Origin of the sequence: Streptomyces sp. NPDC001750 (genome assembly GCF_042892615.1) — a bacterium.
In the GTDB taxonomy this organism is placed as follows: Bacteria; Actinomycetota; Actinomycetes; order Streptomycetales; family Streptomycetaceae; genus Streptomyces.
Genome location: NZ_JBIAUE010000013.1, coordinates 72367 through 87312 on the forward strand (window position 1 = coordinate 72367; position 14946 = coordinate 87312).

A 14946-nucleotide genomic window follows, 5' to 3' on the forward strand; every position below is an offset into this window, starting at 1 on the left:
CAGGACAGAGGGGAATCGTTGACCCAGACGGAGACCAGGAACGGCCGCAGGCGCACGACTCCACCCACCTGGCTGCTGAGCGGGCTCCGCCCCCAGTCGTCCGCCCCCGTGCCCTGGGCCGCGGTCGTCCGCGCCTCCATCGCCCTGGCCGCACCGCTCGCCGTCGGCTTCGCGCTCGGCCGGCCGGCGTACGGCGCGCTCGTCTCCATGGGCGCGTTGTCCGGCGTCATCGGCGACACCGCCGACGCGTACCGCATGCGCATACTCAACATCGCCCTACCGCAGCTCTTCGGCGCGCTCGGCGTCATGCTCGGCACGCTGGTGTACGGGACGGGGTGGGGGGCGGTCGCCGCGCTGACGGTGGTCGGCCTGGTCTCCGGGATGATGTCGACGATCGGCGCGGTCGCCTCCGTGTCCGGGCTGCTGCTCCTGCTCAACGCGGTGGTCGGCGCGGGTCTGCCGATGCCGGAACCCTGGTGGGTGGCCCCGCTGCTGCTCACGGTCGGCGGTCTGTTCGTCCTCGGCATGACCCTGCTGGCCTGGCCGCTGCGGCGGAAACTGCCGGAGCGGGTCGCGGTCGCGGGCACCTATCTCGCGGTCGCGGATCTGCTGGCCGCCGCGGGCGGCGACGCGTACGACGAACGGCGCCAGGCCGTCACGCAGTCCCTCAACACCTCGTACGACCTGATCCTGGCGCGCCGGGCCCGCTATCACGGCCGCAGCAACGCCATGGTGCGACTGCTCGCCCAGCTCAACGTCGTCATTCCGCTCGTCGAGGCGGCGCCCGCGGTCCATGTGCGCGGGGTCCGGCTGCCGGACGCGATCCCCGAGGCGGTACGCGAACTCGCCGCCGCCGTCGAGGAGAGCCGTACGGGCCGCCCCGAACTCAGCCTGCCCACCCCGGACTCGCCCGCGACCAGGGCCGTGGACAGCGCGCTGCGGCACGCCGCGACCGTCGTGCACAAGGCCGATCCCGACCCGTACAACGTCGACGACCGGCTCGGACGCCCCGCGGCGCTCGGGGTACGCGTGCGGCGGACCGCCCGCAGCGTGCTGTTCACCGGGGCCTCGTGGCGGTACGGGCTGCGGCTCGCCCTGTGCGTCGGCCTGGCCCAGGCCCTGACCTCACTGATCCCGGTGCCGCGCTCCTACTGGGTCGCGCTGACCGTCACGTTCGTCCTCAAGCCGGACTTCGGTTCGGTGTTCTCGCGGGCCGTGCTGCGCTCGGTGGGCACGGCGGCCGGGCTCGTGGTCGCGGCGCCGGTGCTCGCCGCGGTGCCGATCGGCTGGTGGGACGTGCCGGTGATGGTGCTGCTCGCGGCGCTGATCCCGGCGTTCACGGCGAAGGGGTACGCCTTCCAGACCGCGGCCATCACCCCGGTCATCCTGCTCCTCTCCGACCTGCTGAACCACGAGGGCTTCGACCTGGTCTGGCCGCGCTTCCTGGACAGTCTGATCGGCTGCGCCATCGTGCTCGTGGCGGGCTACCTCCTGTGGCCGGAGAGCTGGCACGCCCGCGTCGGGCACCGGCTCGCGGACGTGGTGACGGACATCGCCGACTACGTGGCCTGCGCGTTCGAGCCAGGCGGGTACGGCGGGGGAGGCGGGAGCCGCGCGAGCGCGCAGGGCCCCGGGAGCGGTGGTGCGGGCGACCGGGCGGAGCGTCTGCGGGCCCGGCGCCGCATCTACCGCGATCTGTCGGTCGTACGGTCCGAGTTCCAGCGCGCGCTGACCGAACCGCCCCCGGTCGGCGTCCGGGCCGCCGCCTGGTGGCCGCTGGTCGTCGCCGTCGAGCGCATCGTGGACGCGACGACGGCGGCCCGGGTCCGGGTCAACCACGGAGCGCCGGAACCACCGGCGGAGGAGGTGGCGGAGATCCGGCGGCAGTTGATGGAACTGGCCGATGGGATACGGTCGAGCGAGGTCCTGGTGGAGGTGCGTGCCGAACTACCGGGCGACGAGAAGGGGGTACTGGCCCCCCTGCGCCGGGAGGTGGCGGCGGCACGGGCCATCGCGTCCCCCCAGCCGTAGCCGCGCTCGTGGTCGTGGCCCCGGCCGCGGACGCAGCCGCGATCGTACGAACCGTCCGGGCTGTGGCCGCACGGTCGCGGTCCGGCCCGCACGGTCAGGAGCCGGGGCCGCCGCTCACCTCGTGGAACCGCCGCCCCGCAGCCGCTCCATCTCCCGCCGGTCCCGCTTCGTCGGCCGCCCCGCGCCCCGGTCGCGTACCGGCACCTGGATCGCTGCCTCGCGCGGCGGCGGGGGCGGACTGTTGTCGATGAAGCACTCGGCCGCCACCGGTGGGCCGACCCGCTTCTTCACGATCTTCGACACGACCACGATCCGGTCCCGGCCCGCGTGCCGAAGCCGTACCTCGTCGCCGACGCGCACCGTCTGAGCCGGCTTGGCACGCTCACCGGCGACCTTCACATGCCCCGCACGGCAGGCGGCAGCGGCCTGCGAACGGGTCTTCGTCAACCGGACCGACCAGATCCAGACGTCGACCCGGGCACTGCCCTCCGCCTGCGGCGCCTCACCGGAAACCATGTGTCCGACTGTAGTGCGGCGCGGGCGTCGGGTCGGGCCGGATCACTCACGAGGCCCCGGGCCTCAGCCGAAGCCGCCGATGACCTCCGACATGTCGTAGCTGTACAGCTCGCGCCTGCACGCCCCGCACTTGCTCGGCGGGTGCTCGCTCGGTGACCACAGCTGCGGCGCGAAGCCGTCACCGCGCCCGTGCGCCGGATAGAGGTCCTCGGGCCCGAACGACGACCGCAGGATCTTCGCGTTCGGCAACGTGAGTCGGCGGCCCGTCCGGGAACGGGCGCCGCGGCGACGGCGGCCCTCGGAGCGGCCGAAACCGTTGTGGCCCCGGCCCCCGGAGCAAGTCCGGAAAGCAGCGCTCCGACCGCGACTGGCACAAGCCGCAATACGTGTTCGACGAGAGGGTTTCCCCATATGAAGGGCCCTTCTTGGCAATGCAGGTGAATAACGGACAACGGTTCACCTGACTTACCGTCACATGCACGTGCGCTCACGCCGACAAGGCAATTCGGGCCCGCATCAGTACATTTGAACGAAGCACACCAGGCCCGCACGACATGCGCACAGGGCTCGTTCGGGGTTTGGCGGGAGATCGTTCGCCGATCGCTTTTCCCACGGGCGGGCCGTGCCGACGAAGGGCCGGATCCGGCCGCTAACCTTACATATCCGCCCTGGCCAGGGATCAATTCCCGCAGGTCGGACATTCATCGCACCCCACTCACGCGAAAGGCCTCGCCCATGGGCATTCGGAGCTTGCTGCGCAAGGTGTTCGGCCGTGACCGCGCGGAGCAGGACGCGCCGACGGCCACGGTCCCGCCCCAGACCGAACGCACCGCGCCCGCGGAGTCGGAGCCGGTCGCAGCACCGGCGGACGAGCCGGCCACGGCGGAGGCCCCGGCGGGCGCAACCGACCCGGCCCCCAAGGCTTCGATCCCGGCCCCCGCCTCGCCCCGGTCCGCCGAGAGCGACGGCAGCACCGGCCTGGCCTCGGACCTTGTGGCGGCGGCCTTCGACAAGGCCTCCATCCCCTCGTTCCCGTCGCAGGGTTCGGCCTCGAAGCCGAAGTCCGACGAGCTGAACTCGAACGAACCCGAACCGGAACCCGTGTCGGAGCCGGTTTCCGTGTCGGAGCCGGGTTCCGTGTCGGAGCCGAAGCCTGAATCGAACTCGGAGCCGGTCGCGGTGTCAGCGTCGGCGGCGGCATCGGCGGCCTCGGACGAGCCGGAGGCTGTGGGGCGGAAGCCCGCAGAGGAGGCGGTCGCGGAGGTCGCGGAAGCAGAAGCCGCAGAGGCGATGGTCACCGAGCCGAAGAACGACGAGGCCGACGAGGCCGACGAGGCCGAGGCTGTCGCCGGGGCCGAGCCGACCGTCGCGCGGCCAGAACCCGAGCCGGTGGCCGCGACCATCGCAGAGACCGCCGCAGAGACCGCCGCCGAGACCGAGCCGGAACCGCTCAAGGACGAGACCGAGTCCGAGACCCGGATCGAGAGCGAGGCCAAGGCTGAGGTCGAGGTCGAACCCAAGGCCGAGCCCAAGGCCGAGCCCAAGGCCGAGGTCGAGGCCGAGCCCAAGGCCGAACCCATCGTCGAGACCCCCGCCCGGCCCGAGGCCGACGCCGAGCCCGAGCCCACCCCGGTCACTACCGCCGAGGCCCCCGAGCCGACGCCGATCCCCGAGGCCGACACCACCGCGACTCCCGGGCCCGAAGCCGCCGCAACCCCGGCCGAGCCGGAACCCACCTCCGAACCTGCCGCCACCACCACGGCCACCACGGCCGCCACCATGGGGACCACCACGGCCACCACCGCCGCCCCGGATCCCGCACCGGCCCCCTCGTCCGCTCCCGCCCCCGAGCCGGAGTCCGTCCCGGAGCCTGCCCCGGCCCCCGCCGCCCCGACCCCCATCGCTGCGGCACCGACCCCCAAGCCGGCCCTCTCGCTCGCCCGCGTCAAGACCCGCGCGCCCGGCCTCGTGGGCGCGTACAAGGCCGCCCAGGCCGGACTCAAGGCGCACGGGCTGACCGGCCTGCGCGCCACCGTCTACCTCGTCCTCGACCGCTCCGGCTCCATGCGCCCGTTCTACAAGGACGGCAGCGCCCAGCACCTCGGCGACCGCGCCGTGGCCCTCGCCGCGCACCTGGACGAGACCGCCACCGTTCAGGTCGTGTTCTTCTCGACCGACATCGACGGCACCGGCACGGTCGAGCTCGCCGGTCACGAGGGCCGCATCGACGAGATGAACGCGGGTCTGGGCCGCCTCGGCCGTACGAACTACCACCGCGCCGTCGAGGAGATCGTCACGCACTACGAGAAGTCGGAGGCGACCGGTCCCGCCCTGGTCGTCTTCCAGACGGACGGCCCGCCGGACGCCAAGCAGGCCGCGAAGCAGGCGCTCGCCGACGCGGCGCGGCTGCCGCTGTTCTTCCAGTTCGTCGCGTTCGGCGAAGAGGACGCGAAGGGCTTCGACTTCCTGCGGAAGCTGGACGCCCCGAACGCCGGGTTCTTCCACGCGGGCCCCACCCCCCGCGAGGTCCCGGACGCCACCTTCTACCGCGAGGTCCTCGCCGCCCTCCCCGACTGGATCGCGGCCCGAGCGGCGGCCACCGAGGCCTGATCCGCCGGCAGGCGTACGGTCACGGCGAGCCCGCCCCCGGGGCCCGGCACCGCCGTGACCGTACCGTCGTGCGCGACCGCGATGGAGCGCACGATCGACAGGCCCAGCCCCGACCCGCGCCCCATCCGGTCCCTGCCCTCACCGCGCCGGAACGGCTCGAACAGCCCGGGGACGTCCTCCGCGTCCACCACCGGCCCGGTATTGCGCACCTCCAGCAGCACGCTCTCGCCGGCCGTCACCGCCGACACCTCCACGGTCCCGTCGGGCACGTTGTACGTGACGGCGTTGGCCAGCAGGTTCGCCACCAGCTGGGCCAGCAGCATCCGGTTCCCCCGTACCGCGCAGGGCCCGGTATCGACGCGCACGCCCGAGTGCCGGGCCGCCTCCTCCGACACGACCCGCGCGAAGTCCACCTCCTCCCGCTCGCCCGCCGCGAGCCCGCGTTCGCTGCGGGCCAGGACCAGCAATCCCTCGATGAGCCGTTCGCTGCGCCGGTTGTTGTCCAGCAGCGTCTGCCGGGTCCGTACGAGATCCTCCTGGGACGGGTCGTCCAGGCCGATCTGGATCGCGGCCCGCTGGGTGGCGAGCGGGGTCCGCAGTTCGTGCGAGGCGTTGGCGATGAACCGCCGCTGGCTGTCGAACGCCTTCTCCAGCCGGGCCAGCAGGGCATCGAGGGTGTCGCCGAGTTCCTTCAGCTCGTCGTCGGGGCCATGGGCCGCGATGCGCTCGTGGAGGGTGTGCTCGGAGAGCCGGCGCGCCTTGGCGGTCATGGTGTGGACGGGACGCAGGACCCGCCCCGCGGTCCACCATCCCACCCCGACCGCGCACGCCGTCATGACGAGCAGCGAGGCGACGGACCAGATGAGCAGTTGGTGACCGGCCGCGTCGCTGACGTGGTCGGTGAGGTCGTAGACGGTCGGCGGCCCGAGCGTGCGCCGGGTGACGAGGGGGCCGTTGACGGCGTAACCGGGCTGGACGACCGCGGCCGTGCGCGCGATGTCCCGCGCCTGGGAGTCCGTACCCGCGCGCGAGGCGAGGTTGACGGTGGCGAGCAGTGCCGTACCCAGCACCAGGAAGGCCCCGCCGTACACGAGCGCGATCCGGGTCCGGATCGTGGAATGGCGGATGAGCGGCGGACAGCGCAGGCGCGGGACGCGGAAGACGCACGGTACGCGAAAGGCGGCACCGGGAACACGAGGCGCTCGCGGAACGCGCGCGGCATCGCGCGGAACGCGCCCGCCCTGGCACGGCACACGCGCGGCATCACGGTCCACCCGCGACGCACGCTTCCCACGCAGCCGACGCGTCCCATGCGACGAGCCGGACGGGCGTGACGAGGGAGACGGGCATGACGAGGGAGACGAAGGAGACGAGGGAGACTCACCCGACGACGGAGAGGAATCACCGTTCACAGGGCGTACCCCACACCCTGCACCGTACGGATCAGCGCGGGTTCCCCGAGCTTCCCCCGCAGCTTGCTCATGCAGACCCGGACGGCACCGGTGAAGGGGTCGGCATTGGCGTCCCAGGCCCGCTCCAGCAGCTCCTCCGCGCTGACGGTCGCGCCGTCGGCCTCCAGCAGCAGCTGGAGCACCGAGAACTCCTTCGGCGAGAGGTCGAGTTCCCGGCCCTCCCGGGAGGCGGTGCGCCGCACGGTGTCGAGCCGGATGCCGTGCCGTTCCAGCTGCGGCGGTACGGGGCGCGCGCTGCGCCGCCGCAGCGCCCGTACCCGCGACACCAGCTCCGGGAACTCGAAGGGCTTGCCCAGGTAGTCGTCGGCACCGAGATCGAGCCCGGCGACCCGGTCCTCCATGGAACCGGCGGCGGTGAGCATCAGGATCCTGGTCCGGGAGCCGGTGGCGACCAGCTTCCGCGCCACGTCGTCGCCGTGCACCCGTGGCAGATCGCGGTCGAGGACGACGACGTCGTAGTCGTGCAGCCCCAGGTAGGCGAGGGCGGCGTCACCGCTGTACACGGTGTCGACGGCGAATCCGGCCCGTCGCAGCCCTGTGGCGACCAGCTCCGCCAGCATCTCCTCGTCCTCGGCGACCAGTACCCGCATCGTGATGTCCCCTGCTTCGTGTGCCCCGTGCATGCGTGTCCACTCCCTCCCAGGATGCGTCTTTGTTATGGGAAGGCATGTTTCGCAGAGGTCTCCGCAGCGGCCAGGGGCGTCCCGTCACGGCCCGGAACGCTCCCGGCCCCGACCGCCACCGGCCGTAATCGGTGTGAGTCGATCTTCGGCAGGCCGTTAGGATTTTGCCCATGGCGGCCACTGGATCCGAGAAGCAGGGGGCGACGGCGTACTACGTCTCGACCCCCATCTACTACGTCAACGACGCTCCTCACCTGGGCCACGCCTACACGACCGTCGCAGGCGACGTGCTCACGCGCTGGCACCGCCAGCGCGGCGAGAAGGTGTGGTACCTCACCGGCACGGACGAGCACGGTCAGAAGATCATGCGCACTGCCGAGGCGAACAATGTCACTCCGCAGGAGTGGTGCGACAAGCTCGTGGAGGAGGCGTGGAAGCCCCTCTGGGAGCACCTGAACATCGCGAACGACGACTTCATCCGTACGACGGAGAAGCGGCACACCGACCGGGTGCAGGAGTTCGTGCAGGACCTGTACGACAAGGGTGAGATCTACAAGGGCGGCTACGAGGGCCCGTACTGCGTGGGCTGCGAGGAGTACAAGCTCCCCGGCGACCTGATCGAGGACGAGGACGGCGTCAAGCTGTGCCCGATCCACAAGAAGCCGGTGGAGATCCTCAAGGAGGAGAACTACTTCTTCAAGCTGAGCGCGTACGGCCCGAAGCTGCTGGAGTTCTACGCGAACAACCCCGGCTTCGTGCAGCCCGAGTCCGCCCGCAACGAGGTCGTGAACTTCGTCCGGCAGGGCCTCCAGGACCTCTCCATCTCTCGCTCCACCTTCGACTGGGGCGTCCCGGTGCCGTGGGACGAGAAGCACGTCATCTACGTGTGGGTCGACGCGCTGCTGAACTACGCCACGGCGGTCGGCTACGGCGCCAACCAGGAGAAGTTCGACGGGACGTTCCCGGCGAACGTGCACCTGGTGGGCAAGGACATCCTCCGCTTCCACGCGGTGATCTGGCCCGCGATGCTGATGGCGCAGGGCCTGCCGCTGCCGGGCAAGGTCGCGGCCAACGGCTGGCTGATGGTCGGCGGCGAGAAGATGTCGAAGTCGAACCTGACCGGCATCAAGCCGCAGGACCTGACCTCGCACTTCGGCGTGGACGCGTACCGCTGGTACTTCCTGCGCGCCATCGCGTTCGGCAGCGACGGCTCGTTCTCCTGGGAGGACTTCTCCGCCCGGTACACCTCCGAGCTGGCCAACGACTACGGCAACCTCGCCTCGCGCGTCGCCGCGATGGTCGGCAAGTACTTCGACGGAGTGCTCCCGGAGGCCACCGCCGCGGGTGACGCCGAGAAGGCCGTCCAGGAGGGGCTGGCGAAGGCCGTCGCCACGGCCGACCAGAAGATCGGCGAGGAGCTGGACTTCCAGGCCGGCATCCTGGCGATCTTCGACTTCGTGAAGCAGGTCAACGGCTACATCACGGAGCAGGAGCCCTGGAAGGTCGCCAAGGACACCTCTCCGGAGGGCCGGGCCCGCCTCGCGACGATCCTGTACACGGCCGCCGAGTCGCTGCGCGGCGTCGCGGTGCTGCTGAACGCCGTGATGCCGGAGACCTCGCAGAAGCTGTGGGACTCACTGGGCGCCGAGGCATCCCTGGGTGCGCTGTCCGACCAGCGCGTCCAGGAAGCGGGCGACTGGGGCCGCCTCCCGGCGGGCACCACAGTCACGAAGGGCGCGGTGCTGTTCCCCCGCCTGGAGGAGAAGCCGGCGTAACGCACGCCTCTCCCGCACGAACGGTGAGGGCCGGGACATCCGCTCGACGCAGCGGTCCCGGCCCTCGATCGTGCGCGCACACCACCGGCGCACTCGTTTCGTCGAACCCGGTCCTTCAGCGAACCCAGTCCTTCAGCGGCTCGGTGTCCAACTCGATGCCGACCGGATCGGGCAGCTCGACGGTCTTCCCGTAGGGCACCGTCACCACGCGCTCGTACCGCACGCCGTCGGGCTCCGAGTGCACCTTGACCTCGCAACTGTCGCGGTCGATCAGCAGGTAGACGGGAATCCCGGCCTCGGCGTAGGCGCGCGGCTTCTCAACCCGGCCCCGACGGTCGGTGTCCTCGTCGTAGGAGGTCACCTCGACGACCATGAGCGCGCCGTCAGGGCTGGCCCACTCCCCCTGACCGACGAAGGTGTCGAGCGAGGCGAGCGAACCGTCCGGACGTGCATTGCCCTTGCGATACGTCCCGATCCGCAGCCCCTGCTCAGCGAAGAGCCAGTTGCCCGGGTCCGACTGCATACAGATCCGCGTCAGCCAGGCGATGATCCGCCCGTGATCCCCGTCGGGCACAGCCTTGACCCCCAGTTTCCCGTTCACGAACTCCAGACGCAGCGCTTCTTCGGCGCGTGTGGCGTGACGGGCGAGGTCCTCGAAGACCTCCTGGGTCAGCACGCTCTCCTCAACCACGGTCATCACTGCCTCCTGCTGGAAACCGGACTGCGTCCAGCGTACGGACACACGCCTCGGCCAGGGCTCGCTTCACCGCTCCAGCCATTCGGCGTCCCCCATCACCACCACCGGGTTCTTCCGCGGGTCGAGCAGCCTCAGCAGTTCCTTCATGTGCTCCACGGGCAACGAGACACAGCCCTGCGTCGGGCCGCCGTGGTCCACGTGGAGCCAGATGCCGCCGCCCCGTTCCTGGCCGAGCGGGCGCTCGCCGTCCAGGGGAGAGACACCGGGGGTCCGGTTGTAGTCGATCGCGACGACGTAATCGAAAGAGCCTTCGAGGGGTTCACCGTCGAACCCTTCGCCGCTCACGGTGTAGGCCGGGTCCTGCTCGTACGGGAACACGGTGTTCGGCGCCGCGAACCGACCGCCCGCCGCCGTCAGCCCGTAGACCCCGGTCGGGGTGCGGAGGTCACCCTCCCGGTGGTTGTCGGCCCAGCCGTTGAGGCCGTTGTGGGCCGGCCATCGGGAGGTGACCGCCCGCCAGCCCTGGGCGGGGTTGTCACGGGTGTACAGGACGGCGGTGGACAGGCTGGAGTCGTACGAGTCACCGGTGACGACGAGGGCCTGCCGGGCGTCGACCGGCATCCTCCCCCTGGTCCGCAGCCCCAGCCCGGGGATCAGGGCGGGGCGAAGACCCGGGGCCCGTGGCGCGGGCTCGGCGAACCGTCCCGGCGGCCCGTCCGCCTGCGAGCCCGCGGACGGCTTCCGACCACCCCGCCCGTCCCCGGCCTGCGCCCCGGCGGTCCCGGTGGAGGAGGCGGATGACGCCGGGGTGGCGCGGGAGGCGGTGTCGGTGACGGCCGTATCGCCGCAGGCGGCGAGCAGAACGATCACGGCAACGCAGCTACCGGCCCGGACGGCGTACGGGGGACGACGCCGGGCGGCCGACGTACGGGACACGGACACGGCTCTCTCTCCTCAGCGGACGTGCGGCGGCGCGGTGCGACGCGGGCCGGGTAGGTCGGATCGGTCACGGGCATGCGGCTCGACGGGACTCGCCGTCACGCTCGGCCCCGCCGACCCCAGTCAACGCCGAGTCACGAGAACGCGAATCCGCACGAGGGCCATACGGCGGTACGCACGCCGCGTCCGGACTCTTCTCCCGGCGGTCAGTCCGATCGCGGCGGCGGAACGCGACGCGGGCCGCCCGTACCGCAGGCCAGGCAGACCACCCAGCCCCGGAACCCACCGTCCTGCTGTCGCCACCCTTCGCCTCCGCAGGGGAACGGAGGCTCGACCTTTGCCGAGTCGAGGCCGCGGGCTCCGCGAAGAAGAAGTGCCCGGTGTGACAGGTGTGCCCGCTCTCGTACCCGACGTGCAGCACGGTGCGGGGAAGCCGTGTGTGGGCACAGACCTCAACCTCGGCAATGTGCCTGCACACACCCTGGCCGTCCATGACGTGGGCGCACAAGCGACCACGGAAGGTCATTCAGAAGCGATTCTGTGTGGCCACCGGCGGAGCCTGTGCCCGGCTCAGCCCACGTCATTTTCACCCCGCTCGCAGCGGACAAGGCCGAGCTCGATGGCGGGCCCGTGCCGAGCACTCAGATCGCTGAACCTGCCGACGCCCCGGCTCCGGACTCGGAGAACGAAGGCGACAAGGGCACGGCCTCCGCGACAACCGAACTGCCCAGCGGCTCAGTTGATCCGAAGGCCACCCCTGATGCCGAGGCTTCCGCAACCACTTCGTACAACTAAAGCGCCATGGTGCGCTACGCCGACAAGTACTGGAAGACGCCGAGCAACGACTATCGCACCTACCAGAACGACTGCACGAACTTCGTCTCCCAGGTGATGCGGGCCAGCGGCTGGAAGGCAACCTCCGGCAGCTACGCCAGCCGCAAGGACAACAAGAAGTGGTTCTATGCACGCACCGAATAAGGACGGCGCGACGAGCAGCGCAGGACCCTGTGTGTCCTCGCTGTCGTAAATCACGAACCCTGCGTACGCCGTGCCGGTGAGGTCGGCGACCTCGACGCAGTTGTTGCCGGCGCCGTCGGAGTACGACGACTTGCTGTGAACAAGCAGTCGGTTCCCTATGCCTCCCGCCACCGGCCACGGCCGATGACCTTGAGGCTTGGGCGGCTGCGGCTGGTGCCGCCGTGGAGGCCGCAGATCTTAGGAGTCGCCTGCGCGGTCTGGAATCACAGCAGCGATCCTGGCGTAGGCAACTGTCCACCGGACACAGGGGGTGTACAGGAGAAGTACGTCGCGGAGTACCGCGCGACATCCACCGTCCGAGGAGACGAAGCCACCGTCATTCCTGGACCTTTCCAGACGCCGGACTACGCCAAAAACCCGGCCGCCTTACACCTGCGCCGGGCGGGCCGCGCACTGCGCATCGGCGTCAGGAACGCGGACCCGACCCCGCCCGCGCCGCCGTTGCTCACTCGTCAAAGGACATGGCACCGCCCGTTGCGAGCAATCCAATGGCCGTGGGCCAGATCCGCAATCTGCCGCAGAAGCAAGAATTGACGTTCCGGTGCTCGCGCAGTCGACCCAGTGTGATGATCACTCGGCGGCCCCGCACCCAGGCACCCATCCGGCGGCCCCGGGGCCGCTCCGCGACAGAGGACCGACGGAAGGGACACGGCGTGCGCAGACTCGTCCACTACATCGCCACGACTCTCGATGGCTTCATCGCGGGCCCGGACGGCGCGGACCCCACTGGTCCGAACGGATTCTGGCCCATACCGGAGGACTACCTCCAGCACCTCGTGGCCGAGTACCCGGAGACGCTTCCCGTACATGCCCGGCAGGCGCTGTCTGTCACTGCGGGGGGCACCCACTTCGACACGGTGCTGGAGGGGCGGCGCAGCTACGAGATCGGTCTTGCGGCCGGGATCACCGACGCCTACCCGCACCTGCGTCACCTGGTATTTTCCCGGACCCTGAGCGAGAGCCCGGATCCGGCTGTCGAACTGGTCGCCGACGACCCGGTGGCGACCGTGCGGGAGCTCAAGCAGCTGGACGGCAAGGACATCTGGCTGCTCGGCGGAGCCGAGCTGGCGGGCTCCCTGTACGCCGAGATCGACACGCTGATCCTCAAGGTCGGCCCCCTGACCATCGGCGACGGGATCCCCCTGTTCTCCCGCAAGGCCACCTTCGACCCGCGCACCTGGACGCTCACCGACCACACCGCCCTTGAAAGCGGCGCGGTGTTCCTCACCTACACGCGCGTCACCGGCTGAGCGCTCCGGGCGGGCGGCGCTGCACGAGACCGGGCGCGGGCGCGCTCAGCGAACAGCCCCCCGGCCGTCCGGCCGGGGGGCTGTTTCACGTGGAACCAAGAGAAGGAACGGACGCTTACGACCTCGCCCGCGGTCGTTACTTCTCCGTCTTGTCGTTCGCCGTCGCGACCGGCTTGCGGAGCTGGATGTTCAGCTCGCGCAGGCGGGACTCGTCCAGCTCCGTCGGGGCGCCCATCATCAGGTCCTGGGCGTTGCCGTTGAGCGGGAAGGCGATGGTCTCGCGGATGTTGGGCTCGTCCGCGAGGAGCATCACGATGCGGTCGACGCCCGGAGCGATGCCGCCGTGCGGCGGCGCGCCGAGGCGGAAGGCGCGGAGCATGCCCGCGAACTCGTGCTCGACGGTCTCGCGGTCGTAACCGGCGATCTCGAACGCCTTGAGCATGACGTCGGGCTCGTGGTTGCGGATGGCGCCGGAGGACAGCTCGATGCCGTTGCAGACGATGTCGTACTGCCAGGCCAGGATGTCGAGCGGGTCCTTCTCCTCCAGGTCCTTCATGCCGCCCTGAGGCATCGAGAAGGGGTTGTGCGAGAAGTCGATCTTGCCGGTGTCCTCGTCCTTCTCGTACATCGGGAAGTCGACGATCCAGCAGAACCGGAAGACGTCCTCCTCGAAGTGGCCGGCGCGCTTGGCGGCCTCGACGCGGACGGCGGACATGATCTTGGAGACCTCGTCGAACTCGCCCGCGCCGAAGAAGACGGCGTGGCCGGGGACGAGGGACAGGCGCTCGGTGAGCGTCTTGACGTCGTTCTCGGTGAGGAACTTGGCGATCGGGCCGGCGAGGGCGCCGTCCTCGCCGACGCGGACCCAGGCCAGGCCCTTGGCGCCGTGCTGGACGGCATAATCGCCGAGGCCGTCGAAGAACTTCCGGGACTGACCCGCGGTGTCCGGGACCGGGAGGGCGCGGACGTGCTTGCCCGCGAACGCCTTGAACTCCGAGTCGGCGAAGATGTCGGAGATGTCGACCAGTTCCAGCTTGGCGCGCAGGTCCGGCTTGTCGTTGCCGTACTTCAGCATCGACTCGCGGAACGGGATGCGCGGGAACGGCGAGGTGACGTGGCGGCCGTTGCCGAACTCCTCGAAGAGCTCGGTCATCAGCTTCTCGATCGGCTGGAAGACGTCCTCCTGCTCGACGAACGACATCTCGACGTCGAGCTGGTAGAACTCGCCGGGCGAACGGTCGGCGCGGGCGTCCTCGTCACGGAAGCACGGCGCGATCTGGAAGTAGCGGTCGAAGCCCGAGATCATCAGCAGCTGCTTGAACTGCTGCGGGGCCTGCGGCAGGGCGTAGAACTTGCCCGGGTTCAGGCGGGACGGGACGACGAAGTCGCGGGCACCCTCGGGGGACGTCGCGGTGAGGATCGGGGTCGCCATCTCGTTGAAGCCGAGGGCCACCATCTTGGAGCGGATGGAGGCGATGACGGCCGAGCGCAGCATGATGTTGCGGTGCATGCGCTCGCGGCGCAGGTCGAGGAAGCGGTACTCCAGGCGCCGCTCCTCGTTGACCCCGTCCTCGGTGTTGATCGTGAACGGCAGCGGGGCGGCCTCGCCCAGCACCTCGACCTCGGTGACCTCGACCTCGACCTCACCGGTCGGGAGCTCCGGGTTGACGTTCTCGGCGCCGCGCGCGGAGACCTTGCCGTCGATACGTACGACGGTCTCCTTGGTGAGCTTCGCCAGCGCCTCGTTGGCGGGGGTGCCGGGGCGGGCGACGAGCTGCACCAGGCCGTAGTGGTCGCGCAGATCGATGAAGAGGATGCCGCCCAGGTCTCGGCGATTGTGCAGCCAGCCGCTCAGCCGGACGTCGGTGCCGACGTCAGAGGCGCGGAGCTCGCCGCAGGTGTGGGACCTGTACCGATGCATCGTCGTTCATCCAGTCTTCGCGGTTCGGGGTGGATTCAACCACCCCAGGCTACCGCCCACGCCCGCACCAATTC

Annotated in this window: 12 protein-coding genes and 1 pseudogene; 5 read left to right on the forward strand and 8 right to left on the reverse strand. The window is 70.5% G+C overall.

Annotated elements, in window-relative coordinates; all coding sequences use genetic code 11:
• Positions 1–18: 18 nt before the first annotated feature.
• Positions 19–2031, forward strand: coding sequence for an FUSC family protein (locus ACFYY6_RS20865; RefSeq protein WP_389194554.1), 2013 nt, complete (start codon positions 19–21; stop codon positions 2029–2031).
• 114 nt (positions 2032–2145) lie between these two features.
• On the opposite strand, the gene ACFYY6_RS20870 is transcribed toward ACFYY6_RS20865, so the two are convergent.
• Positions 2146–2547: an RNA-binding S4 domain-containing protein gene (locus ACFYY6_RS20870; protein ID WP_351517623.1), complete on the reverse strand. Its 402-nt coding sequence runs from the start codon at positions 2545–2547 to the stop codon at positions 2146–2148.
• Positions 2548–2610: 63 nt separating this feature from the next.
• Entirely contained in the window at positions 2611–2796 is a 186-nt protein-coding gene (locus ACFYY6_RS20875) for an aldehyde dehydrogenase (RefSeq protein WP_351517621.1), read from the reverse strand.
• Positions 2797–3282: 486 nt separating this feature from the next.
• Between ACFYY6_RS20875 and ACFYY6_RS20880 the strand changes: the two genes are divergently transcribed.
• Positions 3283–5157, forward strand: coding sequence for a VWA domain-containing protein (locus tag ACFYY6_RS20880; protein ID WP_389194557.1), 1875 nt, complete (start codon positions 3283–3285; stop codon positions 5155–5157).
• Here the strand turns inward: ACFYY6_RS20880 and ACFYY6_RS20885 are convergent.
• Entirely contained in the window at positions 5091–6302 is a 1212-nt protein-coding gene (locus ACFYY6_RS20885; protein WP_386609019.1) for a sensor histidine kinase, read from the reverse strand. The genes ACFYY6_RS20880 and ACFYY6_RS20885 overlap by 67 nt on opposite strands.
• 263 nt (positions 6303–6565) lie before the next feature.
• Positions 6566–7219 carry a response regulator transcription factor gene (locus tag ACFYY6_RS20890; protein WP_073789152.1) on the reverse strand — a complete coding sequence of 218 codons (654 nt, stop codon included), beginning with the start codon at positions 7217–7219 and terminating at the stop codon, positions 6566–6568.
• A gap of 203 nt (positions 7220–7422) precedes the next feature.
• Between ACFYY6_RS20890 and metG the strand changes: the two genes are divergently transcribed.
• Positions 7423–9027 carry a methionine--tRNA ligase gene (gene metG, locus ACFYY6_RS20895; RefSeq protein ID WP_389194560.1) on the forward strand — a complete coding sequence of 535 codons (1605 nt, stop codon included), beginning with the start codon at positions 7423–7425 and terminating at the stop codon, positions 9025–9027.
• A 115-nt stretch (positions 9028–9142) separates the two neighbouring features.
• Here metG and ACFYY6_RS20900 read toward each other — a convergent pair whose 3' ends face one another.
• Positions 9143–9724, reverse strand: coding sequence for a Uma2 family endonuclease (locus tag ACFYY6_RS20900; RefSeq protein WP_351517615.1), 582 nt, complete (start codon positions 9722–9724; stop codon positions 9143–9145).
• Between the two features lie 66 nt (positions 9725–9790).
• Positions 9791–10666 carry a L,D-transpeptidase family protein gene (locus tag ACFYY6_RS20905; protein ID WP_389194563.1) on the reverse strand — a complete coding sequence of 292 codons (876 nt, stop codon included), beginning with the start codon at positions 10664–10666 and terminating at the stop codon, positions 9791–9793.
• A gap of 798 nt (positions 10667–11464) precedes the next feature.
• On the opposite strand from ACFYY6_RS20905, the gene ACFYY6_RS20910 reads away from it, so the two are divergent.
• On the forward strand, positions 11465–11641 hold the full coding sequence (locus ACFYY6_RS20910; protein ID WP_389194566.1) for an amidase domain-containing protein: 177 nt from the start codon (positions 11465–11467) through the stop codon (positions 11639–11641).
• Positions 11642–11695: 54 nt separating this feature from the next.
• On the opposite strand, the pseudogene ACFYY6_RS20915 reads toward ACFYY6_RS20910, so the two are convergent.
• A pseudogene (locus ACFYY6_RS20915) lies at positions 11696–11812 on the reverse strand (DUF397 domain-containing protein); the annotation flags it as partial.
• 542 nt (positions 11813–12354) lie between these two features.
• Between ACFYY6_RS20915 and ACFYY6_RS20920 the strand changes: the two are divergent.
• A complete protein-coding gene (locus ACFYY6_RS20920) occupies positions 12355–12951 on the forward strand; it encodes a dihydrofolate reductase family protein (protein WP_351517610.1) in 597 nt (198 codons plus the stop codon).
• A 136-nt stretch (positions 12952–13087) separates the two neighbouring features.
• Here the strand turns inward: ACFYY6_RS20920 and aspS are convergent, their stop codons facing one another.
• The gene (gene aspS, locus ACFYY6_RS20925; RefSeq protein ID WP_351517609.1) at positions 13088–14872 is read right to left on the reverse strand and encodes an aspartate--tRNA ligase; all 1785 of its coding nucleotides are present in this window, start codon (positions 14870–14872) and stop codon (positions 13088–13090) included.
• Positions 14873–14946 lie beyond the last annotated feature (74 nt).

What these genes read in the sequence shown, in the direction of transcription:
- ACFYY6_RS20870 (WP_351517623.1), bottom strand. Translation starts at nt 2,547, where the DNA reads ATGGTTTCCGGTGAGGCGCCGCAGGCGGAGGGCAGTGCCCGGGTCGAC.
- ACFYY6_RS20890 (WP_073789152.1), bottom strand. Translation starts at nt 7,219, where the DNA reads ATGCGGGTACTGGTCGCCGAGGACGAGGAGATGCTGGCGGAGCTGGTC.
- metG (WP_389194560.1), top strand. Translation starts at nt 7,423, where the DNA reads ATGGCGGCCACTGGATCCGAGAAGCAGGGGGCGACGGCGTACTACGTC.
- aspS (WP_351517609.1), bottom strand. Translation starts at nt 14,872, where the DNA reads ATGCATCGGTACAGGTCCCACACCTGCGGCGAGCTCCGCGCCTCTGAC.
- ACFYY6_RS20900 (WP_351517615.1), bottom strand. Translation starts at nt 9,724, where the DNA reads ATGACCGTGGTTGAGGAGAGCGTGCTGACCCAGGAGGTCTTCGAGGAC.
- ACFYY6_RS20880 (WP_389194557.1), top strand. Translation starts at nt 3,283, where the DNA reads ATGGGCATTCGGAGCTTGCTGCGCAAGGTGTTCGGCCGTGACCGCGCG.
- ACFYY6_RS20910 (WP_389194566.1), top strand. Translation starts at nt 11,465, where the DNA reads ATGGTGCGCTACGCCGACAAGTACTGGAAGACGCCGAGCAACGACTAT.